At 67.8% G+C, this 20,351-nt stretch carries 20 protein-coding genes; 14 read left to right on the top strand and 6 right to left on the bottom strand.

The window, feature by feature from the left end:
* Nucleotides 1–138: 138 nt before the first annotated feature.
* Both ACLJPD_RS09745 and ACLJPD_RS09740 read right to left on the bottom strand, forming a co-directional pair.
* Complete coding sequence (locus ACLJPD_RS09745; RefSeq protein ID WP_410871555.1) at nucleotides 139–2,607, bottom strand: DUF6049 family protein; 2,469 nt, start codon at nucleotides 2,605–2,607, stop codon at nucleotides 139–141.
* Nucleotides 2,604–3,059, bottom strand: a complete 456-nt coding sequence (locus tag ACLJPD_RS09740; RefSeq protein ID WP_228536794.1) for an NUDIX hydrolase — start codon at nucleotides 3,057–3,059, stop codon at nucleotides 2,604–2,606. The genes ACLJPD_RS09745 and ACLJPD_RS09740 overlap by 4 nt, the downstream gene beginning before the upstream one ends.
* A 192-nt stretch (nucleotides 3,060–3,251) precedes the next feature.
* Between ACLJPD_RS09740 and ACLJPD_RS09735 the strand changes: the two genes are divergently transcribed.
* Nucleotides 3,252–4,688: a CCA tRNA nucleotidyltransferase gene (locus ACLJPD_RS09735; protein WP_410871986.1), complete on the top strand. Its 1,437-nt coding sequence runs from the start codon at nucleotides 3,252–3,254 to the stop codon at nucleotides 4,686–4,688.
* Here the strand turns inward: ACLJPD_RS09735 and ACLJPD_RS09730 are convergent, their stop codons facing one another.
* Nucleotides 4,689–5,504, bottom strand: coding sequence for a hypothetical protein (locus ACLJPD_RS09730; protein ID WP_410871554.1), 816 nt, complete (start codon nucleotides 5,502–5,504; stop codon nucleotides 4,689–4,691).
* 138 nt (nucleotides 5,505–5,642) lie between these two features.
* Between ACLJPD_RS09730 and ACLJPD_RS09725 the strand changes: the two genes are divergently transcribed.
* The 7 genes from ACLJPD_RS09725 to ACLJPD_RS09695 all read left to right on the top strand — a co-directional run bounded on the left by ACLJPD_RS09725 (nucleotide 5,643) and on the right by ACLJPD_RS09695 (nucleotide 11,373).
* The gene (locus ACLJPD_RS09725) at nucleotides 5,643–6,041 is read left to right on the top strand and encodes a TOBE domain-containing protein (RefSeq protein ID WP_410871553.1); all 399 of its coding nucleotides are present in this window, start codon (nucleotides 5,643–5,645) and stop codon (nucleotides 6,039–6,041) included.
* A complete protein-coding gene (modA, locus tag ACLJPD_RS09720) occupies nucleotides 6,038–6,781 on the top strand; it encodes a molybdate ABC transporter substrate-binding protein (RefSeq protein ID WP_410871552.1) in 744 nt (247 codons plus the stop codon). Before ACLJPD_RS09725 ends, modA begins: the two co-directional genes overlap by 4 nt.
* A 57-nt stretch (nucleotides 6,782–6,838) precedes the next feature.
* The gene (locus ACLJPD_RS09715; protein ID WP_410871550.1) at nucleotides 6,839–7,672 is read left to right on the top strand and encodes an ABC transporter permease; all 834 of its coding nucleotides are present in this window, start codon (nucleotides 6,839–6,841) and stop codon (nucleotides 7,670–7,672) included.
* Nucleotides 7,669–8,874 carry a sulfate/molybdate ABC transporter ATP-binding protein gene (locus ACLJPD_RS09710; RefSeq protein WP_410871549.1) on the top strand — a complete coding sequence of 402 codons (1,206 nt, stop codon included), beginning with the start codon at nucleotides 7,669–7,671 and terminating at the stop codon, nucleotides 8,872–8,874. The genes ACLJPD_RS09715 and ACLJPD_RS09710 overlap by 4 nt, the downstream gene beginning before the upstream one ends.
* 98 nt (nucleotides 8,875–8,972) lie before the next feature.
* On the top strand, nucleotides 8,973–9,722 hold the full coding sequence (locus tag ACLJPD_RS09705) for a LamB/YcsF family protein (protein ID WP_410871548.1): 750 nt from the start codon (nucleotides 8,973–8,975) through the stop codon (nucleotides 9,720–9,722).
* 15 nt (nucleotides 9,723–9,737) lie between these two features.
* Complete coding sequence (locus tag ACLJPD_RS09700) at nucleotides 9,738–10,412, top strand: 5-oxoprolinase subunit B family protein (RefSeq protein WP_410871546.1); 675 nt, start codon at nucleotides 9,738–9,740, stop codon at nucleotides 10,410–10,412.
* 70 nt (nucleotides 10,413–10,482) lie between these two features.
* The gene (locus ACLJPD_RS09695) at nucleotides 10,483–11,373 is read left to right on the top strand and encodes a biotin-dependent carboxyltransferase family protein (RefSeq protein WP_410871545.1); all 891 of its coding nucleotides are present in this window, start codon (nucleotides 10,483–10,485) and stop codon (nucleotides 11,371–11,373) included.
* Here ACLJPD_RS09695 and ACLJPD_RS09690 read toward each other — a convergent pair.
* Nucleotides 11,342–12,865 (bottom strand): DUF4185 domain-containing protein, encoded by a 1,524-nt coding sequence (locus ACLJPD_RS09690; RefSeq protein WP_410871544.1) that lies wholly within the window; start codon nucleotides 12,863–12,865, stop codon nucleotides 11,342–11,344. The two genes, ACLJPD_RS09695 and ACLJPD_RS09690, sit on opposite strands and share 32 nt — an antisense overlap.
* Before the next feature lie 91 nt (nucleotides 12,866–12,956).
* Here ACLJPD_RS09690 and ACLJPD_RS09685 point away from each other — a divergent pair, with 91 nt between their 5' ends.
* The gene (locus ACLJPD_RS09685; RefSeq protein ID WP_410871543.1) at nucleotides 12,957–13,193 is read left to right on the top strand and encodes a hypothetical protein; all 237 of its coding nucleotides are present in this window, start codon (nucleotides 12,957–12,959) and stop codon (nucleotides 13,191–13,193) included.
* On the opposite strand, the gene ACLJPD_RS09680 is transcribed toward ACLJPD_RS09685, so the two are convergent.
* A complete protein-coding gene (locus ACLJPD_RS09680; protein ID WP_410871542.1) occupies nucleotides 13,162–14,475 on the bottom strand; it encodes an MFS transporter in 1,314 nt (437 codons plus the stop codon). The two genes, ACLJPD_RS09685 and ACLJPD_RS09680, sit on opposite strands and share 32 nt — an antisense overlap.
* Before the next feature lie 199 nt (nucleotides 14,476–14,674).
* Between ACLJPD_RS09680 and ACLJPD_RS09675 the strand changes: the two genes are divergently transcribed.
* Nucleotides 14,675–15,394, top strand: coding sequence for a pirin family protein (locus tag ACLJPD_RS09675; protein ID WP_410871985.1), 720 nt, complete (start codon nucleotides 14,675–14,677; stop codon nucleotides 15,392–15,394).
* A 2-nt stretch (nucleotides 15,395–15,396) separates the two neighbouring features.
* Here ACLJPD_RS09675 and ACLJPD_RS09670 read toward each other — a convergent pair whose 3' ends face one another.
* Nucleotides 15,397–15,927, bottom strand: coding sequence for a hypothetical protein (locus tag ACLJPD_RS09670; protein ID WP_410871541.1), 531 nt, complete (start codon nucleotides 15,925–15,927; stop codon nucleotides 15,397–15,399).
* A gap of 220 nt (nucleotides 15,928–16,147) precedes the next feature.
* On the opposite strand from ACLJPD_RS09670, the gene ACLJPD_RS09665 reads away from it, so the two are divergent.
* From ACLJPD_RS09665 to ACLJPD_RS09650, 4 genes are all read left to right on the top strand, one after another.
* On the top strand, nucleotides 16,148–17,002 hold the full coding sequence (locus ACLJPD_RS09665) for a helix-turn-helix domain-containing protein (protein WP_410871540.1): 855 nt from the start codon (nucleotides 16,148–16,150) through the stop codon (nucleotides 17,000–17,002).
* A gap of 10 nt (nucleotides 17,003–17,012) precedes the next feature.
* Entirely contained in the window at nucleotides 17,013–17,378 is a 366-nt protein-coding gene (locus ACLJPD_RS09660; protein ID WP_410871539.1) for a DUF397 domain-containing protein, read from the top strand.
* A gap of 42 nt (nucleotides 17,379–17,420) precedes the next feature.
* On the top strand, nucleotides 17,421–19,436 hold the full coding sequence (locus tag ACLJPD_RS09655; protein ID WP_410871538.1) for a M13 family metallopeptidase: 2,016 nt from the start codon (nucleotides 17,421–17,423) through the stop codon (nucleotides 19,434–19,436).
* Between the two features lie 71 nt (nucleotides 19,437–19,507).
* Nucleotides 19,508–20,260: an MBL fold metallo-hydrolase gene (locus tag ACLJPD_RS09650; RefSeq protein ID WP_410871536.1), complete on the top strand. Its 753-nt coding sequence runs from the start codon at nucleotides 19,508–19,510 to the stop codon at nucleotides 20,258–20,260.
* The last annotated feature ends 91 nt before the right edge of the window (nucleotides 20,261–20,351 follow it).

Raw genomic sequence — 20,351 nt, 5'->3', positions numbered from 1 at the left:
GGAATCATCGTCGCTCATCATGCCTCCTGTACCCGGCGTGACCCGCGAATCCCGCCGGTCCGATGAGCGTTTCGCTCACCAGTGCCACTCTCGTCCTTGTCTGCCATGGTGCCCTGACCGCGCGTCAGGCGCGGGTGTTCACTGCCGACGCAGTCGCTGACGTGCGCGTCGCAACCTGCCCGCCCGTTCGACCGTCCCCGGGGTGAACCCTTCGTCGGCCGGGTCGGGCTGGCCGCGGAACCGCCGCAGCAGTCGGCGCCCGGCCAGGAGCAACAGCAGTATCGCGGCACATCCGGTAATTATGGCCAGCGCCTGACCGTAGGCGTTCGAGCGCACCGAGACCGAGGTCGCCTCTCCTAGCGCTATCCCGTCCGGGGTGGTAAGGGCGATCGGAATCACCAGCTTACGGCTGTCGCTCACCTCGGTCGGGATCTGGAACGAGCGGGTCCCGGATGGCGGAAGCAGCTGTTCGCCGATATCGGTGATGTTCGTCTCGGCCGGTGCCTCGATCCGGAACATCACCCGGATCGCGACGGGCAGTTCATTGCGCGCGACCAGCAACAACGGGCTCTGCTCGGAGGCCAGCGTGTACACCCCGCCCGGTGGCAGCACCGAGACCGAGGAGAACATCGTGTCCAGCTCGCGGGTCGCCTGATCGATGCGGCGTTGGGCGTGCAGGTCGGCGAGTGTGTCGTTGTCGGCCCGGCGATCGGACAGGCTCAGGGCGCGCAGCAGATCCTCGCGGGCCGGGGTCAGGAACGCGAGCGGCGTGAGCTCGGATTCGGGCAGTTCCACCAGTGCGCGCATCAGCTCGGTCACCCGCGCGCCCTGTGCGTGCACCGGTCCGATGAACTGTTCCGGGGCGGCGTCGAGAGCGGCGCGCGGCAGATATTCCAGCGCGAACGGCTGCGGATCGGGTGCCTGCGCGACGAGGTCGACGAAGCTGCGTGGGCTCGCGAGATTGTTGCGCACGAGCAGTTCGACCTGCTCGAGCAGCGCGACGCCCTCCTCCCGGCTGGCACCCCACTGCTGCGGCGGCATCAGCAGTTGCGAGCGCGGCCGGTCCGGCGCCGGATTGAGCGCACTCCAGGTGATCGCGCCGAGCGCGTCCTGCAATCGGGCCGCGCGTGAGTCGTTGGTGACCTCGAACCGCACCTTCGACGGCGTGAACGACGGTGTCGGCGGATTCGAACCGACCGCGGCCAGCGCGGTCGCCGACCAGATGTCGAAGGTGGTCACGTGCAGTGCGGGATCGGTCCCCGCGGCGGCACCGGCGGGCGGTTCGACGCTCACACCCGGCACCCGGACAACATCGGGCGCCGCCTGTTCCCCACCGACAACGACATCGGGGGCGAGCGTGGTCGGCGCGGAGGTGAGCGCGTTGTCGGTATCGGCGGGCGATCCGCCGGTCGACACCGCCGAACCGGCGAGCACCGCCGTCCCGTATCCGTGCTGGCGCAACAGGTGTCCCGCCGGATCGTCGATGCTGCCCGAATCCGGCAGGCTCACCCCGCGCAACGACCGCGTGGCCAGGATGGAGTCCACCACATCGGCGGGCGCGAGCAGGGCCCGCGCCGACAGTCCCGGATCGTTCACCGCGGCCAGCGCCGACACGTCGACCTGCGCGAACGGCAAGGCCACCGTGCACATCGACCCCGCAAGCGCGCGCAACCGGTCGAGCCAAACCTGCGCGTTCGCCGCGCCGGTCCCCTCCCTGGTCGCGCCGCCGGGGTCCGACGGGCTCGCCAGCACCCGATAGCCGCGCGTCATGGTCTGCACGGTCGAGACCAGGTCAGGATCGATGGCGATACACACCGATCCGGCGACGACTGTGTCTTTCGCGTCCTTACCCGGCCCCGGCACCACCGATTCGAGCGCCGCGACGAGCTGTTCGAGGCGCCCGCCCTTGGCGACCGAGGCCGCCAGTTCGTCGTCGATCAGTTCGACCTGACCGTTCACCGCGCCGGGCTTGCCCGCGACCATGCGCGGCCGGTCGGCCAGCGGCCAGATCATCGTGGTGGCGACCGGCGTTGCCGCCGGCGGCGCGGACACCGGCGGCTCCGCGGCGTCGGTGCCGGGCAGCCCGAGGACGGGGAGCAGAAAGCGCGCGTCGTCGAGCCTGGCCTGGGTGCCGTAGGCGGGTTCGCCGTTGACGTTGAGCAGCAGCGGGTACACCCCGGGATCGGTCAGTCCGAGCGACGGCTCCGAGCCCGCGCGCAACGCGATACTCACCGAGAACTGTTTGCGCTGACCGGGACTCAACTGCGACGCCACATCCTGGAACGGACCGGTCACCTCATAGTTCACCTGGTCCAGCCGCAGCGAACTGCGCAACCCGCTCGGCGATTCCACCGCGCCCGCGCGCTGGATACGCACGCTCACATCGTCGACGACCCGGTCGCCGATGTTGGTGACAGTGCCCGACACCGTCAGCTTCGGGTCGCTGCCGGTGGTGACCGTGCCCGGCGCCACCGCGTCCAGGGTCAGCTTGAGAAACTTCGGTGTTCCCGACTCGTCCGTTTGAGCGTGCGCGACCGCGGGCAGCAGCGTCATCGAACCCAAGATGGTCAGGACCGCCGTGATCAGCCGGATCAGTCCACCCGTCATCGCTTGCCGGTCTCCATCCGGTCGATCAATCGATTCGCCACTTCGGCCAGCCGCCGTTCGTCGGCATAGGCCAAGCGGGAATCCAACTCGCTCAGCGGAACCCACGCAACCTGGGTCACTTCGACGTCGGCGTCGGACAACTCACCGCCGAGACATCGCAGCAAGAAATGGTGCACGGTCTTGTGTACCCGTCTGCCCTCGGTGACGAACCAGTAATCGATGCTGCCGAGTTCGGCGACCACTTCACCGTCGATCCCGGTCTCCTCCGCGACTTCGCGGATGGCGGTCTGCTCGGAGGTCTCGCCCTCTTCGATATGCCCTTTGGGCAGCGACCACAGGAGACGGCCTCTTCGATCGGTCCGTCCGATCAACGCGGCGGTGCGCTGTTCTTTCGGACCGTCGAGACCCTCTACGACCAGCCCGCCCGCGGAGGTTTCCCGGACGGTGCGCATGCGCGGCTTGCCGGCAGTGTTCGCCGAACCGCGCCGCCGCGGCTGGCGGCGTCGACTGTTCGCGCGATCGGCCGGAGGAGACACCAGGCCAGCTTAGCTGTGTTGTCGGCTGCTTCGGGCGCGCGGGGAATCGATTCGACGGCGCCAGTAAAGTGCTTGTTTGTGGTTTCCCCTGACGTTGTCCCTGATGCTGTGGCGGATCGTCGTGCTCGCCTGTTAGCGGGGGCGGCGGTGACATTGGGGCAGCTCAATGATGTTTTGGCGCCGTTGGGGGCGATGTTCGCCGAGCGGGGGCACAATCTTTATCTGGTCGGTGGCAGCGTGCGGGACGCGGTGCTCGGTCGGCTCGGCAACGACCTGGATTTCACGACCGACGCGCGGCCGGAGGTCGTGCAGGAGATGATGCGCGGCTGGGCCGATCAGCTGTGGGATACCGGCGGCCTTGCTTTCGGCACGGTCAGCGCGGCCAAGGATGATCAGCAGCTCGAGATCACCACCTTCCGCGCCGACACCTATGACCGGGTCTCGCGCAATCCCGAGGTCACCTTCGGTGACACGCTCGACGGTGACCTGGTTCGCCGCGATTTCACGGTGAACGCGATGGCGGTGAAGATCGCCGCCGACGGGTCGCTGGAATTCGTCGATCCGCTCAACGGCATCGAAGCGCTGCTCGACGGTGTGCTCGATACCCCTGCGGCGCCGCAGGATTCGTTCGGCGACGATCCGCTACGGATGCTGCGGGCCGCGCGCTTCGTCGCCCAGCTGGGCTTCGCGGTCGCGCCGCGGGTGCGGGCGGCGATCGTCGAGATGGCCGATCAGATCGACCGGATCACCGCCGAGCGGGTGCGTGCCGAGCTCGACAAGCTGATCGGTGCCGACCACCCGATCGACGGCATCAACCTCATGTGCGACACCGGTCTGGCGCAGCGGGTGCTGCCCGAGGTGCCCGCGATGAAGCTCGAGATCGATGAGCACCACCAGCACAAGGACGTGTATCAGCATTCCCTGACCGTGCTGCAGCAGGCGATCGATCAGGAGGACGGCGATCCCGACCTGGTGTTGCGCTGGGCGGCACTGCTGCACGACATCGGCAAGCCCGACACCAAGCGCAACGAGCCTGCGGGCGGAGTGAGCTTCCACCATCACGAGGTGGTCGGCGCGAAGATGGTGCGCAAGCGGATGCGGGCGCTGAAGTACCCGAAGGCGTTCACCGAAGAGGTTGCGCGCCTGGTGTTTCTGCACCTGCGCTTCCACGGCTACGGCAAGGGGCAGTGGACCGATTCGGCGGTGCGCCGGTATGTCACCGACGCCGACGATCTGCTCGATCGCCTGCACAAGCTCGTGCGCGCCGACTGCACCACGCGCAACAAGCGCCGTGCGGCCGCGCTGCGCTCGACCTATGACGAGCTGGAGGCTCGGATCGAGACGCTGCGCGAGCAGGAGGACCTGGCACGGGTACGGCCGGATCTGGACGGCAACGCGATCATGGAACTGCTCGGCCTGCCCCCGGGTCCGCAGGTGGGTAAGGCGTGGAAGTTCCTGAAGGATCTGCGTCTGGACCGCGGCCCGATGACGAGGGAAGAAGCCGAAGCCGCCCTCCAGGAATGGTGGGCCCAACAGCAACCCTGATCAGAAGACGATCAGTGTGGTTCCCGCGATGATGGCGTCGCGGATCTGGGTCAGGTCGAACGAGCCGGTGGTCACCGGGAGTTCGAGCCGGAATTTCACCACGTCACCGCGCCGGTGCGCGTAGGAGATGCTGGCCCGGTTGGGTAGGTCGTCGAGCAGCAGCGCGGGCGCGGGCACGACGCGTTTGGGGAGCCGGATGCCGTACCAGCTGGCCTTGCGGATGTCGATGGTGAGCAGGTTGTCGTAGACCTGCCCTTCGACGACCGCGCGCATCTTGCGCGTGCGATGCGTCGCGACGATCTGCCCGCGATCGTCGAGCTGGACCCGCCAGTCCAGGTTCTGGGCGTCGACCCAGGCCGCCATCGCGGTGATCCCGATGGTGCCCTCGATGTCGAGCTGCTGGACCCGAATCTTGGTCGGCACACCGGGGATCAGCCGCACGCCGTGCGCGATCACGGTGACCGTATCGAAGGGGTGGGAATCCCAGACCAGGTCGGAGAGCACCGTTTTGCTCTGGAAGTGAGCACCGCGTCTGCGCACCTTGAACGTGTCGAGGGTGGCGGTGAGGTCGTGTCCGAGCAGCGTGGCGTTGATCTCCCGGCCGCCGAAACGGCTGAGAATGCCCTCGCTGAGCACGGTCATCAGCACGTCGGGCATGAGCGCGGTGACGGTGCCGGAACCCAGGTCGGCGACGGGGTCGGCCCAGGACGTGGTGAAGCCGAGCCACTGGTCGATCCATGACGGGTCGAGCAGACGTTTGCCCATGTCGACAGCGCCCGCCAGTGACCAGGACTTCGGATCGAAATACGTGGCCATGATGGCTTCGAGCGTACTTGGCCGCGCCCTCGGAGACCATGAAATGTGACCTGATGATGGGACAGCACGCCGCGTTGATTCCGAAAATGCGGAGCTGTTGTCTTGTTATGTCCGAATCTGCGGACCTATGCTGATCGCGTGGCGAAACTGCGAATCAAGGAAGCGGCCGATCTGCTCGGCGTCAGCGACGACACCGTGCGTCGCTGGATCGACACGGGCGCGCTGACGGCGGCCAAGGACGCCGCGGGTCGGCTGGTTCTGGACGGCAAGGAGCTGGCCGAACACGCCGTCGACCAGGCGCGCACGCCACACACCCAGGTGGGCAGTGCCAGCTCGGCACGAAATCGGTTCCCCGGCCTGGTCACCCGCGTGGTGACCGACACGGTGATGGCCCAGGTGACGATGCAATGCGGTCCTTTCACGCTGGTCTCGCTGATGAGCAGCGAATCGGTGCGTGAGCTGGGGCTGGAGCCGGGCAGCGTCGCGCTGGCGAGCGTCAAGGCGACGACCGTGGTGGTCGAAAAGGCCGCCGAATGATCCGCCGGGTCGCGCTCGGCACCGTGCTGGTGGTGCTCAGCGTGAGTGGTTGCGGGAGCGATGATTCGGCGAAGTCCACGCTGACGGTTTTCGCCGCGGCCTCGCTGCAGAGCGTCTTCACCGGCCTGGAGCAGGACTTCGAGACCGCGAATCCTGATGTGGACGTGCAGTTCTCGTTCGCGGGCTCGTCCGACCTGGCCGCGCAACTCCAAGCGGGCGCTCCCGCGGATGTTTTCGCCGCGGCCGACCAACCGACGATGGACAAGGTCGTCCGAGATGGTCGAATCACCGGTGCACCAGCTGTTTTCGCCACCAATCTCCTCACGCTGGTCACCGCGCCGGGAAACCCGAAGGGCATCAACGGAATCAACGACCTGGCCGATGCCACCCTGGTCGTCTGCGCTCCCCAGGTTCCGTGCGGCCGGGCGACGAAGAAGGTCGCCGACGCCGCGGGCACCACCCTGCGCCCCGTGAGCGAGGAATCCTCGGTCGCCGACGTTCTCACGAAGGTGACGTCCGGCCAAGCCGACGCGGGCTTCGTGTACGTCACCGATGCGTCGAATGCCGGGGCGAAAGTGAGCGTTGTCGCGGTCCCCGAGGCATCCGTCGCGGTGAACGCGTACCCGATTGCGGTGGTGGCGGATTCGAAGCAGGCCGCGACGGCACAGAAGTTCGCCGATCTGGTGACCGGCCCCACCGGCCGAGCAGCCCTGGCGGCAGCAGGCTTCGGTGCACCGTAATCGGGCCTGTCGCATGACGTGCGCGGACAGGCAGGCCATCGGCCCGGGGAGCACCGAATGAGCGCAGCGCTGCCTCGCTGGCTGATGGTGCCCGCAGTTGTCGGGTTCGCGTTGGTGGTGCTGCCGCTGGGGGCGTTGGCTTGGGGGGTCGAGTGGAGTCGATTCGTCGAACTGGTGAGTACCGAAGCATCAAGGGAAGCACTGTGGTTGAGCTTGCGCACTGCTACCGCGAGCACGGCGCTGTGCCTGGTTTTCGGGGTTCCGATGGCGGCGGTGCTGGCGCGGGGGCGATGGGGTGGGTTGCCGGTGCTGCGCGCACTTGTGTTGCTGCCCTTGGTATTGCCGCCGGTGGTCGGCGGTATCGCGCTCCTCTACACGTTCGGCCGACGCGGACTGCTCGGCGAACACCTGGAAGCGGCGGGCATTCAGATCGCGTTCAGCACGACCGCGGTAGTGCTGGCGCAAACCTTTGTGGCGCTGCCCTTTCTGGTACTCACGCTCGAAGGGGCATTGCGCACGGCAGGTAGTCGATACGAGCAGATCGCCGCCACGCTCGGCGCGGGTCCGAACACCGTGTGGTGGCGGATCACCCTGCCACTGCTTCGCCCCGCCCTGATCTCCGGCGCGGTCCTCGCCTTCGCCCGTGCCCTCGGCGAATTCGGCGCCACCCTCACCTTCGCGGGCAGCCTCCAGGGCCGCACCCGTACCCTGCCGCTGGAGATCTACCTCCAGCGCGAGGCCGATCCCGACGCCGCCGTGGCTCTTTCGGTAGTGCTCATCATCGTCGCCGTCCTGATCGTCCTCCTCGCCTACCGCCGGACCAGCCCGATCCCCGGCACCCAGCTGCGCAGTGGTGCCGGTGTCCCCCGAGCGCTCGGCGGCGTGAAGTGACCGACAATTCTCGCCCTCCGATCGGCCTGTCGGTATCGGCGCGGATCGCTGCCCGCGATCTCGACGTGCGGATCGAAGTGGCCCCGGGCGAGGTCCTGGCTGTGCTCGGCCCCAACGGTGCGGGCAAATCCAGCCTCCTGCAGGTCATCGCCGGGCTGATCGTCCCCGACGAGGGCCACGTGCGGCTGGGCGCTCACACACTCACGGATTCCGCCAAAGGCATTGCGCTACCCCCACATCGGCGCGGGGTTTCCCTTCTCGCCCAGGATCCGCTTCTGTTCCCCCACCTCAGCGTGCGTGACAACGTCGCCTTCGGCCCACGGAGCAGAGGCGCGAGCACTCGAACCGCCCGAAAGATCGCCGAGGACTGGCTGACAGCCGTCGACGCCACGGCATTCGCCGACCGCCACCCCGGCGCGCTCTCCGGCGGCCAAGCCCAGCGCGTCGCCCTGGCCCGTGCCCTCGCCGTCGACCCCGATCTGCTGCTCCTCGACGAACCCATGTCGGCCCTGGACGTCGATGTCGCCCCGGCCATGCGCACCCTGCTCCGCCGCGTCCTGCGCGACGAACCCGGCCGCGCCCACCCCCGCTGCGCGGTCCTGGTCACCCACGACATCATCGACGCCATCACCCTCGCCGACCGCCTCGTCGTCCTGGAAGCGGGCCGTATCGTCGAATCCGGTCCGGTCGCCGAGGTGATGTCGCACCCACGCAACCCCTTCGCCGCCCGCATCGCCGGCCTCAACCTGCTGCGTGGCACCGGCGTCGAGTCAGTGCTCCTGCCAGGTTCGGTGGCGGAGGGCGGTGCCCAGCGCACCGCCGCCGACGCACCGCCGGTACCGCGGACTCACCCCGGTGATCCGGCCCCGACCTTCGGGACCGTGCTCGTCGACGATTTCGGCGTCGATGGCTGCGTCGTCGGCGATTTCGTCCCCGGAGCCAGTGCCGCCGCGGTGTTCGCACCGGCCGCGGTGTCGGTGTTCCGCACCCGCCCCGGCGGCAGTCCACGCAATGTCTTCACCGTCGACGTCGTCGACATCACCGACCGCGGCGGCATCGTCCGGGTCCGCGGTGACGCACCTGAAGCACCGGGCCTGTGCGCCGATCTGACCCCCGCCGCCGTCGCCCAACTCCAGCTCAGCATCGGCACACAGGTCTATTTCGCGGTGAAAGCCACCGAGGTTCGCGTGTACGCCTGCTGAACCACGCCCCGGTGATAACGGTATGAACCTGAGTGTTCATGCTCGAATTGCCGGGGTACATACCCGGCGAGTGACCCGCGAAAACCGGAGGGCGTCGCATGCCGCTGGACCTGAACAGTGATCTGGGCGAAGGCTTCGGCCCGTGGCGGATGGGCGACGATGCCGCCATGCTCGACATCGTGACCAGCGCGAACATCGCCTGCGGCTTCCACGCCGGCGACCCGACGATCATGCGCCGCACCTGCGAGCTCGCCGTCGCGAAGGGGGTGCGGATCGGCGCCCACGTCGGCTATCGCGATCTGGTCGGCTTCGGACGCCGCGATATCGCCATCTCCCCCGCCGATCTGCGCGACGAGGTGCTCTACCAGATCGGTGCACTGCAAGCTTTCGCCCGAGCGGCGGGCGATCGTGTGCGCTACGTGAAGCCGCACGGCGCCCTCTATCACGCGGCGGCCCGCGATCGCCTGCTCGCCGAGGCGCTCGTCGCTGCGGTGGCCGAGGCAGAATCCGGGCTGGCGCTACTCGGCCCCGCGGGCACAGAATTGGAGCGGGCCGCGCAGCGTGTGCGTTTCGTCGGTGAGGGATTCGCCGACCGGGCCTACACTGCAACAGGTTCACTTGCCCCGCGCGGAGTTGCCGGGGCGGTGCTGTCGGCCGACGACGCCGTGGCGCAGGCGAGCGCTCTTGCGCTGTCAGGGACCGCGCGTACCGTAGACGGTCCCGGTACGGTCGCCGTGTCCGTGGCCAGCGTCTGTGTCCACGGCGACTCTCCGGCGGCCGTCGAGATGGCCCGCCGGATTCGGGGAGCGCTCGACGATGCCGGGATACCGGTGGAGCCGTTCAGCTGAGGGGTGGGAGGCACGATGGACATCGATTGGAACGCGCGGATCCGACCCGCGGGTGACCGCGCCATGCTGATCACCCTCGACGACCCGCGCCCGGTCCAGCGCCTGGCCTCGGCGTTGCGCGTGCATGCGATCGCCGGTGTCGAGGATGTGCTGCCCGCGGCGGAAACCGTGCTGGTCACGATGCATTCGGTGAGCTATGGCGTGCAGGTCCGCCGCGAACTGGTCGCGCTGCTCGACCGTCTGGATCACGAGCCACCGCAAGCGGATTCGGCGGATGTTTCCCGTGGAACCTTGCCCGACGACGAGCCGGTCGTGGAGATCCCCGTTCGCTACGACGGCGCCGATCTGCCCGAGGTGGCCAGACTGCTCGACCTGTCGGTTCCGGCGGTGATCGCGGCGCACACCGGCACGATCTGGCGGTGCGCGTTCGTCGGTTTCGCGCCTGGTTTCGGCTATCTCACCTCGCCCGACGGCAGGCTCACAGTGCCGCGGCGCGCCAGTGCCCGCTCGGCCATCCCGGTGGGTTCGGTGGCGCTGGCGGGCGGTTATTCGGCTGTCTATCCGCGCGGCACACCGGGCGGATGGCAATTGATCGGCACCACCGATCTACGAATGTGGGCCGTGGACCGCGATCCACCCGCGCTGGTGCGGGCGGGTTCGGCGATCAGGTTCGTCGTGTCCGAGGAGTAGCTGCCTCGGCGCAAAATCAAGGGCTGCTCAACGATGCGCCGCCTCGACTCACAAATCGGGGAGAGATCGGATGCTGATCTTCATCGAGCGGGTGGGGCCGCTCGCGACGGTGCAGGACCTGGGTAGACAGGGCTGGTTCGATTCCGGCGTCGGCCAGGCGGGTGCGGCCGACCGCGGGTCACTGCGGCTGGCGAACCGGCTGGTCGGCAACCCGGAGAACGTCGCCGCCATCGAGGTACTGCTCGGCGGCCTCGCCCTGCGCGCCGACGGTCATCTCACCGTCGCGATCACCGGCGCCCCCGCGCCCGCCACCGTCGACGGCACCCCGGTCGGGCATGCCAGTGTGCTCGAACTCGCGGAGGGTCAGGTGCTGCGCCTCGGTCTGGCGAGCACCGGTCTGCGCAGTTATGTGGCGGTGCGCGGCGGTATCGATGTGGCCAAGGTGCTCGGCTCGCGCAGCCGCGACACACTGTCCGGAATCGGCCCCGACCCGCTGGCAGTCGGCATGCAGATCCCCGTCGGTCCCCCGCCGCGCACCCTGCCGACCGTGGAGTTCGCACCGGTTCCGCCGCCGCCGAAGGTGCTCACGGTCCGGGCGTGTCCGGGCCCGCGCGCCGACTGGTTCGCCGATCCCGATCAGCTGTTTCGCGGTTCCTGGGTCGTGTCCGCCGACACGGACCGGGTCGGCGCACGCCTCGACCGCGTCGACGGACCACCGCTTGTGCGTTCGATCACTCGCGAATTGCCCTCGGAGGGCGTGGCACTGGGGTCGGTGCAGGTGCCGCCGAGCGGTCAGCCGGTCGTGTTCCTGGCCGACCACCCGATCACGGGCGGTTACCCGGTGATCGCGGTCGTCCTCGATGCCGACGTCGACCGCGTCGCGCAGGCCCGTCCCGGCGACGAACTCCAGTTCGTGGCGGCGCCTGCGGTCAGCGTGGCGGATTCAGCCGTGCGTGCATGAGATACACGTTGTAGCTGTCCCATGCCGACATCGTGAAGTACAGATCCCGGGCGGTCGACCAGGGATGGATGAACCCGCCGTAAGCCTTCGGGTACATCTCGGTGGAGACCAGCGGAACCGTCGAGGTCCACGCACCCTGCGGTTGTCCCGCGGTCCGCAATACGATCTGGCCCGCGGCCGAGTCGAGGTAGACCATCTGCCACTGCCGACTTTCCTCGTCGAACCGCACCGACAGCTCACTGGCGGTGCCGTGCACGAGCGGTGTCGCCGAATTCGCGGCCGTGGGCGCCCAATTGCCGTCCACCCAGTACTGGTAGGCCGTCTTGTTGAGCACGTCGTCCTTGCGCACCCTGGCCAGCCCGATCATCCCGATCCGGCCGTTGGGCGTGCCGAACATGTAGACGTAGTCCCCGTGCGGCACCATCGCGGCCACCTGGAACTGCCCGAGCCCGAACATGTTCTCCCAGCGGGCATGCTGATCTTTGGTCCAGGTCTGGCCGCCGTCGTCGGAGTAGGCGAGTCCGCCGTAGTTCGTCATCCACATGCCGGGGATCTTCGACCAGTGATTCACCGACATGTAGCTCAGGAACTGCCGTTTCCCGAGCGCGAACCCCGAGGTCGGGATCGTGGTGGTCTCCCAGTTCTTGATCTTGCGGCTGCCGAGGAGTTCGGCGGCGTGACAGGCGCTGTCCTGCACCATCGAGTCGATGGTGATCCCGTCGTGCAGATCCTTGTCGGTGCTGTAGGCGAGCACATTCGATCGCCAGTCGGCGGTGTCGGCGCCGGCGCCGCCGTAGGCCCAGCCCTCGCCGAAGGTGTCACCGAAAACCATGGCGACCTTGCCCGGTTCGGTTTCCCAGAACAGTCCGAGGTCGGTGCCGTCGACCTGCCAGCGCATATCGGTCCGGTTGGCCGAGCCGTGCCCGGTCACCTGGTCGACGAGCCGCACGGACTCCACCTTCGCGGGCACGACCGGCGCCCCGAGTGGACCACGTTCGACCGGCCGGACCACCGGAGTCGGCGCCTGCTGGGCGGGCTCGCCCTCGACACCGGGTACCGGGATCGGGATGGGCTCGATCTCCGGGTTGATCCTGATCCGCGGCAGCGCGACCGCCGATCCGGTCGAGGTTGTCTCGTCGGTACTTTCGGGTTCGGGTTCCGGCGTGTCCCTGACCTCCGGACACGGATTACGGCACGGATCCGAGGGCAGCGGCACCTGTGCGACGCGGGTCTGATCGTGTGGCGGATCGGGAATCGGCACCGGCGTCAGCTGCGGTACCCAGACCGGGATATCGATGCTCGGCGGCAGGATCGGCGCGGGCGGTGCGGCCGGGTCGGGCAGACGGTTGACCGGGTCGAATCCTGTTTCCCCACAGATGTTCACCGGCGGCGGCAACCAGGGCAGCGGACCCGCTTGCGCGGGTACAGCGAGGATGGCGGACAGCACCACGCCCACGGCGGCAGTGCCGTGCGATACCGGTCTTGCGCGCATCTGGCTCCCTCGAATCGGTGTCGGCGAGGAACACCTTGATCTTGTGTGAACTTACCGGAACCGATCGCGGTTGCCGTGCGTCCAAACAGATGTGAACGAAATCGAGTACGTCTTCGGGTCCGGTGACGCGGTCGTGCACCACTGGTCGAGCCACGACGAACTGGCCGACACGACCCTGCTCGACTCGCTGTGGATCGACTACGACACCGGCATCGACAACGACGCCCTACTACCCGATATCCCCCTTGCCACCGTCGATCACCGGACGGTCCTGGCCCAGGAGCCCGCGGGCACCCTCAGCAGGCCACCTTGGCTCGACGGGAATTGAGCGCGCAGGCCGCGATGCCGAGCGCGTAGACACCGGCGCCGGCCAGCACCACCCCGATGGACCGTCCGTCGGCGGGGATCACCAGCGCGGTCACCGCGATCGCCAACACGAAACAGATGTTGAACACCGTGTCCTGCAGGGCGAATACCTGTCCGCGCCGATCGTCATCGATGTCGATCTGCATGCTCGCGTCGCCGGTCAGCTTGATCGTCTGACCGGCGAGGCCGAGCCCGAAGGCGCCGATCAGCAGCAGCCGGTGCGCGTTGTCGGCCGCCGAGCCGGTGGCCAGCGCGATCGGTGTCACGAGCGTGAGCTGCACGATCACCGCCGTCGTGAGCCCGAGTAGCACCGTGCGCGGCCTGCCGAGGCGTGGGATCAGGATCGGCGCGAGGATCGCGGCCAGCAGCATGCCCGCCGCCGCGACGCCGATCGCGACCCCGAAGCCGACCAGCCCACCGCTCATCTCGGCGCCGTCGGTCGGCTGACGCAGCACCAACACCATGATCAGCGTGTTCATCCCGAACACGATGCGATGGGTGCCGATGCCGATCATCGCCGTCGTCACCTGCGCGGAATTCCAGACCGCCTGCGCGCCCGTGCGCAGACCGGTCGCGATGGCGTGCACGGTGGACTCGGTCGCGGCGGATCCGCGATCGGGTCCGAGCACCTGCCGGTGGAATCCGTAGGCGAGCACCGCGCCGACCAGCGAACCGATCCCGGACAGTGCCACCGCGACCGCCGAGGCCGTGTCACCGGCCCCGATCAGCGCGATCACCGCCACCGACGCCGCCGCGCCGACCCCGGCACACACCGAGGCCACCGTCGCCAGCACCGAGTTCATCGGCACCAGCCAGCGCTGTTCGAGCACTCGCGGCAGCGCCGCCGACACCCCGGCCAGCACGAACCTGCTGATCCCCACCGTCGCCAAAGCCAACACCAGCAGCGGTGTCTCGCCGATGCCGACGAACAACCCGATCGCGGCGACGCCGATCAGCACCGCCCGCGCGACACTCGCGACCAGCAGCACATTGCGCCGATCCCACCGGTCAAGCAGCGCGCCCGCGTAGGGCCCGAGCACCGAGTACGGCAGCAGCAGCACCGCGAAACCGGCGGCGATGGCCAGCGGATCGGTCTCGCGTTCGGGGTTGAACAGGATGGCGCCCGACAGGGCCGCCTGGTACATGCCGTCGCCGAACTGCGCGGCCAGGCGCAGCACCGCCAGCCGCGGCATCTGTGGATTTCGGCGGAGGATCCCGCGACCGTCACCCACGAGCTGTCTCATCGAGATCGGCTGCTCATCCGCCGTATCGGAGCCGTCAGGGGGATGAGTCGACACGCCACGACCCTAGTGCCAGGCCGAACCCTCACGGACCGCGCACACCCCGTGAACGGTGCACCTTCACAATTGGTGCCAGAATTGAACTGTGACGCCCACATCGACGACACCGCCGCGGATCGAACTACACCGCGGTGGCGACCGGATGAAGACGCGGATCCCGTGGCTCGACTCCAAGCATTCGTTCTCCTTCGGTGAGCACTACGACCCAGACAACACCCATCACGGGCTGTTGCTGGTGAACAACGAGGACGTGGTGCTGCCCGGCGAGGGTTTCGACACCCACCCGCATCGGGACATGGAGATCGTCACCTGGGTGCTCGGTGGCAGCCTCGTGCATCAGGACTCGCTGGGCCACAACGGTGTCATCTACCCGGGTCTGGCCCAGCGGATGAGCGCGGGCACCGGCATCCAGCACTCGGAGAAGAACGATTCGTGGCGCCTCGACGGCAATGCCCACGACGAGCCCGTTCATTTCGTGCAGATGTGGGTGGTTCCCGACGAGCCCGGCGTCGAGCCCGGTTACCAGCAGCTCGAGATCGATGACGAACTCGCGCGCGGCGATCTGGTGACGGTCGCGTCGGGCCTACCCCGCTATCGCGACCGCACCGCCATCGCGATCAATTCCTCGCACGCCGCCATGCACGTCGCGCGGATGCCCGCCGACAGCCCAGGTGTCACCCTCCCCGACGCGCCCTACCTGCATGTTTTCGTCGCGCGCGGCGAGATCGACGTCGAGGGTCTCGGCACCATGTCCCAGGGCGACGCCGTCCGGCTGACCCGTTCCGGCGGCCAGCTGCTCCGTCCGCACGGCGACGCCGAGGTGCTCGTCTGGGAGATGCACGCGCGCCTGGGCGGCGGCTGAGATCAGGCCGAGCCGGGCTGGCGCGACAGGGTCGCCGACTTGGCGATGCTCCTGGTAGCGGCGACGATCTGCGCGAAATCGGGCCGGAAATCGCCGTCGGGGGCCTGCATCCAGGTGCGATAGCAGCTGCGCTCGTCGGCCGGCGACGGCAGCACCACGTCGCTGCCGGGTAGGGCCACCGAGGCGCACACCCGGAACAGCTCGGCGAACAGTTCGGTGTCGAGGTAGGAGTTGTCGACCGGCCCGGTGAGGAAGGTCCAGCGACCGGAGCGTGGATGGGCGATGATCGGTCCGCAGCGCAGGCCGCGCGTGACGAGCTGCCCGCGGACCCGTTCGCCCAGTGTCGATGGCATCACCACCGCACCGACCGAGCCGATCTCGAGCACGATCCGCCCCAGTGGGGCGTCGACGACGCCGTAGAGGCCATGGTTCTTGCGGTACTGGCGACAGCGCGCCAAAGCGTCCTGGGTGGCCGAGTATTCCTCGGCCGCCGTATACCCGCCCTTGTCCTCATCAGTGTGCAACGTGCTCATCACGACCTCGTCTCTGTCGACGGTGGTTCGATGTAGCTGAGAGTTCGCTCGTTCGGGGCGAATCTCGGTGAGAGGTGAAGCATCACGACCGGTTGGCGCGGGAAACTTTTTCATAACGGCAGGACGTGCGAGAAAAAGACCGTTCCCGACAGCCTATAGCCGCACAACCGCGCTGACAATAGTCAGTAGCTGGTGTGTCCATCGGCGTACGATTTCGCCCATGGCTCCCGTTTCGTCGACCGTCGCGCGGTGGGAACTCGTGCTGCGGTTGCGCGAGCTCCGCGAGCAGCGCGGACACGATTCGGCCGGTTTCGCCCGTCGCGTCGGGTTCACGCCCGCCAACTGGTCGCACGTCGAGAAGGGCAGGCGGGTGCTCACCCGCACCACCATCGAACCGGTTCTCGACGTTCTCGATGTGGCGCCCGACGAACGCGGCGAACTGCTGGCCCTGCTCGAGGCGAGTAAGCAGCGCGGCTGGTGGGCGACGGCCTCCTCGGCGCTGATCGGTCCCGAGTTGCAACGGCTGTACGGGATGGAGGCGGGCGCGCAGAGTATCCGCAGCTACGACAGCATGATCGTGCCCGGCTTGTTGCAGACCGAGGCGTACGCGCGGGCGTTGATCAGCGCCGATGTGATGATCCGGCCGGTGCAGGTTGACCAATTAGTCGCGATACGGCTGCGTCGTCAGCGACGGCTGCGCGAACCCGATCCGCTCGAACTCACCGCCGTGCTCGGCGAGGCCACGCTGCGTCAGCAGACCGGCGGTGGTGCGGTGCTGCGCGAGCAGTTGCGGCATCTGGTCACGCTGGTTCGCGAGCTCGACACCGTCGACGTGCGCGTCATCCCGTTCAGCGCCCCCGAAGGGGCCGTTCTCGGCGGTTCCAGCTTCCACCTGCTCGACTTCGCAAGCGATCAGCTACCTACCTTCGCCTGGGCCGAGAGCGCGGTGTTCGGTGGTCATGTCGACGATGCCGAACAGGTCCGCGATCTCGGCTTCGCCTACGTCCGCGCTCGCGAGCAATCCCTTTCTCGCACCGAATCTCTCACCCTGATCAGGGAGTATGCGAGCGTGTAAGATTCGAGGTATGTCCACCACCGCTCGCCGCCGCCCGGCCGAACACGGCTGGTTCACCTCGTCGCGCTCCAATAACGGCAACCAATGTGTCGAGGTTCGTTTCGCTGGAGACGCTGTCCAGATACGAGACAGCAAATTCCGCCGCAACCCGATGAACACCGGCATGGACGAGCCCATCATCACCGTCGACACCGCCCTGTGGACCGCCTTCCTGCACTGTCTCGTGTCCTCGCGCCGTCACCCCGACCTCGTCGCCCACACCTCCCCCGACGGCACAACCACCCTCCGCCACGAGGACGTCCTCCTGCATTTCACCGCCGACGAGTGGAAGGCCTTCGTAGCCGGCGCCCGAGACGACGAGTTCGCCTGCGTGTAAGACCACGTCGCCGGACCCCGGTGTTTCGGCATACTGGGGGACGTGACTTCTGATCTGAGCGCTCCCTCCGGTATTGATCTGTCCTTCCGCGATCAAGGTGTGCGGGTGCAGGACGATTTGTTCGCGCACGTCAACGGGCAGTGGTTGGCCGGGTACGAGATTCCGGCCGACCGCGCCGTGGACGGTGCCTTCCGCACGTTGTACGACCAGGCCGAGCTCGATGTGCAGGCGATCATCACCGATAGTGCGTCCGGCGCGGCCGATGACGCTGATGCCCGCAAGATCGGTGATCTCTTCTCGAGCTTCATGGCCACCGACGTGGTCGCCGCGGCCGGGTTCACTCCCGTCGCCGACGAGCTGCGCGCGATCGCCGAGGTCGCCGACCCGAGTGCGTTCGCGGCGCTGATCGGACGGTTGCAGCGAACCGGTGTCCGTGGGGCGCTCGCCTACTACGTCGATACTGACGACAAGAACTCCACTCGGTACCTCGTGCACGCCACACAGTCCGGGATCGGGCTGCCCGACGAGTCCTATTACCGCTCCGAGGAATTCGCGGCGATCCGTACGGCCTACCTCGCGCACATCACCAAGATGTTCACCATCGCCGCCGCGGACGCGTCACTGGATGGACTGCTTCCCACCGATCCGGCCGATGCCGCACAGCGCGTGTTCGAGCTGGAGCGCAAGCTCGCCGCAGGGCATTGGGATGTGGTGCGGCGTCGTGATGCCGAAAAGAGCTACAACCTCACCACGTTCGCAGACTTGGTCGCCGCGAACCCCGAATTCGATTGGGCTGCTTGGGTAGACGGCATCGCCACCGGTTTCGACCGTGCCGGCGAGGACCTGTTCGCCGAGCTCGTGGTGCGTCAGCCCGATTACCTGCGTGCCTTCGCCACCGCGTGGGCCGAGGTGCCGCAGGCGGATTGGCAGGCGTGGGCGGCGTGGCAGGTGTTGCACGCACGCGCGGGGTTCCTCACCGATGAGATCGTCGAGGAGAACTTCGACTTCTACGGCCGTACTCTCACCGGCGCCGAGGAGAACCGCGAGCGCTGGAAGCGTGGCGTGTCGCTGGTGCAGGAACTGCTCGGCGAAGCGGTCGGCAAACTGTATGTGGCCCGGCACTTTCCGCCGCAGGCCAAGGCACGGATGGTCGAACTGGTGGCCAATCTGCAGGAGGCCTACCGGCGCAATATCGCCGACCTCGAATGGATGGGCCCCGACACCCGCGCGGCCGCGCTGACCAAGCTGGAGAAGTTCACCCCCAAGATCGGCTACCCGGACACCTGGCGCGACTACTCCGCGGTCGAGATCGACCCGACCGATCTGGTCGGCAACTACCGGCGCGGCTATGCCGCCGACCACGACCGTGACCTGGGCAAACTGGGTGGCGAGGTCGATCGCGGCGAGTGGTTCATGACCCCGCAGACCGTGAACGCCTACTACAACCCCGGTATGAACGAGATCGTATTCCCCGCGGCGATTCTGCACCCGCCGTTCTTCGACATGAACGCCGACGACGCGGCCAACTACGGCGGCATCGGCGCGGTGATCGGCCACGAGATCGGCCACGGTTTCGACGACCAGGGCGCCAAGTACGACGGCGACGGCAATATGCAGGACTGGTGGACCGACGAGGACCGCGCCGAGTTCGGCAAGCGCACCAAGGCCCTGATCGACCAGTACAACGTGCTCTCCCCCGCCGACCTGGCCGACGAGCACACCGTGAACGGCGAGTTCACCATCGGCGAGAACATCGGCGACCTCGGCGGACTCTCCATTGCCCTTGCCGCCTACAAGATCTCGCTCGATGGCAAGGAACCTCCGGTCATCGACGGCCTCACCGGTCTGCAGCGCGTGTTCTACGGTTGGGCGCAGGTCTGGCGCACCAAGGCCCGCACCGAGGAGGCCATCCGCCGCCTCGCCGTCGACCCGCATTCGCCGCCGGAGTTCCGCTGCAACGCGGTGATCCGCAATATCGACAGCTTCTACGAAGCCTTCGACGTGACCCCCGCTGACGCGCTGTACCTCGATCCCGCGGAGCGCGTGACGATCTGGTGACGTGCTCGACCCTGCCGGCGGGCGAACCGCCGGTAGGGTCGAAACCCGTTACTCGAGAAGGGGTCCGATCAGTGCGGTATCAGCAGGTAGCCGACGAGGTTTTCACCATCGCGGGCACAGATGTGAACATGGTCCTGCTCCGCGAAGGCCGAGACCTGACATTGATCGACGCGGGGTGGTACGGCGACGCCGCCCTGATCGAGGCCACCATCGCGGCGCTCGGTCACCGCCCAGAGGACATCCGAGCGGTCCTGCTGACCCACGCCCACCTGGACCACGTCGGCGCCCTCAATCACCTCCAGGCGAAGTACGGCATCCCCGCCTACACCAGCGGGCTCGAGGTGGCCCACGCCAAAGGCGAGGTTCACGAGTCCGCCACGCCGCTCGACGTCATCAAACGGCTCACCGACATCTCCACCTGCGGCTGGGCCCTGCGCATCACCCGAGCGGGCGGCCTGCGCAAGAACCCGGTCCCCCACATCCAGCCCTTCCCCACCGAAGGCCCCCTGGATCTCCCCGGCCGTCCGGTCCCTGTCCCCACTCCTGGGCACACCTCGGGACACTCCGCCTTCCACGTCCCGGCCGCGGGTGCGGTGGCCACTGGCGACACCCTGGTTACCGCCCACCCCACCTCGAAATCCCGAGGCCCCCAGGTACTGCCCAGGTTCTTCAACCACTCGACCCCGGATACGGTGCTGGCTCTCGGAGCCCTCGAATCGCTCGCGGCTGATCTGGTCCTGCCCGGCCACGGCGGCCCCTATACCGAGGGCATCGGCCGAGCCGTCGCCCGAGCGCGGGCCCACGCGGCCACCAGTCTCACTTGACGACCCAGTGGGAGTAGTGAGCTGATTACTCTCGCTACCACCGAAAAACGCGAGCAATTCGCGAGTTAGTTGCGTTTCCGATAGCGAAAGT

Origin of the sequence: Nocardia sp. A7 (assembly GCF_046549215.1) — a bacterium.
GTDB lineage: Bacteria > Actinomycetota > Actinomycetes > Mycobacteriales > Mycobacteriaceae > Nocardia.
This window is presented reverse-complemented; position numbering and strand designations above follow the sequence as displayed.

What these genes read in the sequence shown, in the direction of transcription:
- ACLJPD_RS09665 (WP_410871540.1), top strand. Translation starts at nt 16,148, where the DNA reads ATGGCTCCCGTTTCGTCGACCGTCGCGCGGTGGGAACTCGTGCTGCGG.
- ACLJPD_RS09745 (WP_410871555.1), bottom strand. Translation starts at nt 2,607, where the DNA reads ATGACGGGTGGACTGATCCGGCTGATCACGGCGGTCCTGACCATCTTG.
- ACLJPD_RS09675 (WP_410871985.1), top strand. Translation starts at nt 14,675, where the DNA reads ATGAAGACGCGGATCCCGTGGCTCGACTCCAAGCATTCGTTCTCCTTC.
- ACLJPD_RS09680 (WP_410871542.1), bottom strand. Translation starts at nt 14,475, where the DNA reads ATGAGACAGCTCGTGGGTGACGGTCGCGGGATCCTCCGCCGAAATCCA.
- ACLJPD_RS09730 (WP_410871554.1), bottom strand. Translation starts at nt 5,504, where the DNA reads ATGGCCACGTATTTCGATCCGAAGTCCTGGTCACTGGCGGGCGCTGTC.
- ACLJPD_RS09700 (WP_410871546.1), top strand. Translation starts at nt 9,738, where the DNA reads ATGGACATCGATTGGAACGCGCGGATCCGACCCGCGGGTGACCGCGCC.
- ACLJPD_RS09715 (WP_410871550.1), top strand. Translation starts at nt 6,839, where the DNA reads ATGAGCGCAGCGCTGCCTCGCTGGCTGATGGTGCCCGCAGTTGTCGGG.
- ACLJPD_RS09670 (WP_410871541.1), bottom strand. Translation starts at nt 15,927, where the DNA reads ATGAGCACGTTGCACACTGATGAGGACAAGGGCGGGTATACGGCGGCC.
- ACLJPD_RS09740 (WP_228536794.1), bottom strand. Translation starts at nt 3,059, where the DNA reads ATGCGCACCGTCCGGGAAACCTCCGCGGGCGGGCTGGTCGTAGAGGGT.
- ACLJPD_RS09695 (WP_410871545.1), top strand. Translation starts at nt 10,483, where the DNA reads ATGCTGATCTTCATCGAGCGGGTGGGGCCGCTCGCGACGGTGCAGGAC.
- ACLJPD_RS09690 (WP_410871544.1), bottom strand. Translation starts at nt 12,865, where the DNA reads ATGCGCGCAAGACCGGTATCGCACGGCACTGCCGCCGTGGGCGTGGTG.
- ACLJPD_RS09660 (WP_410871539.1), top strand. Translation starts at nt 17,013, where the DNA reads ATGTCCACCACCGCTCGCCGCCGCCCGGCCGAACACGGCTGGTTCACC.
- ACLJPD_RS09705 (WP_410871548.1), top strand. Translation starts at nt 8,973, where the DNA reads ATGCCGCTGGACCTGAACAGTGATCTGGGCGAAGGCTTCGGCCCGTGG.
- modA (WP_410871552.1), top strand. Translation starts at nt 6,038, where the DNA reads ATGATCCGCCGGGTCGCGCTCGGCACCGTGCTGGTGGTGCTCAGCGTG.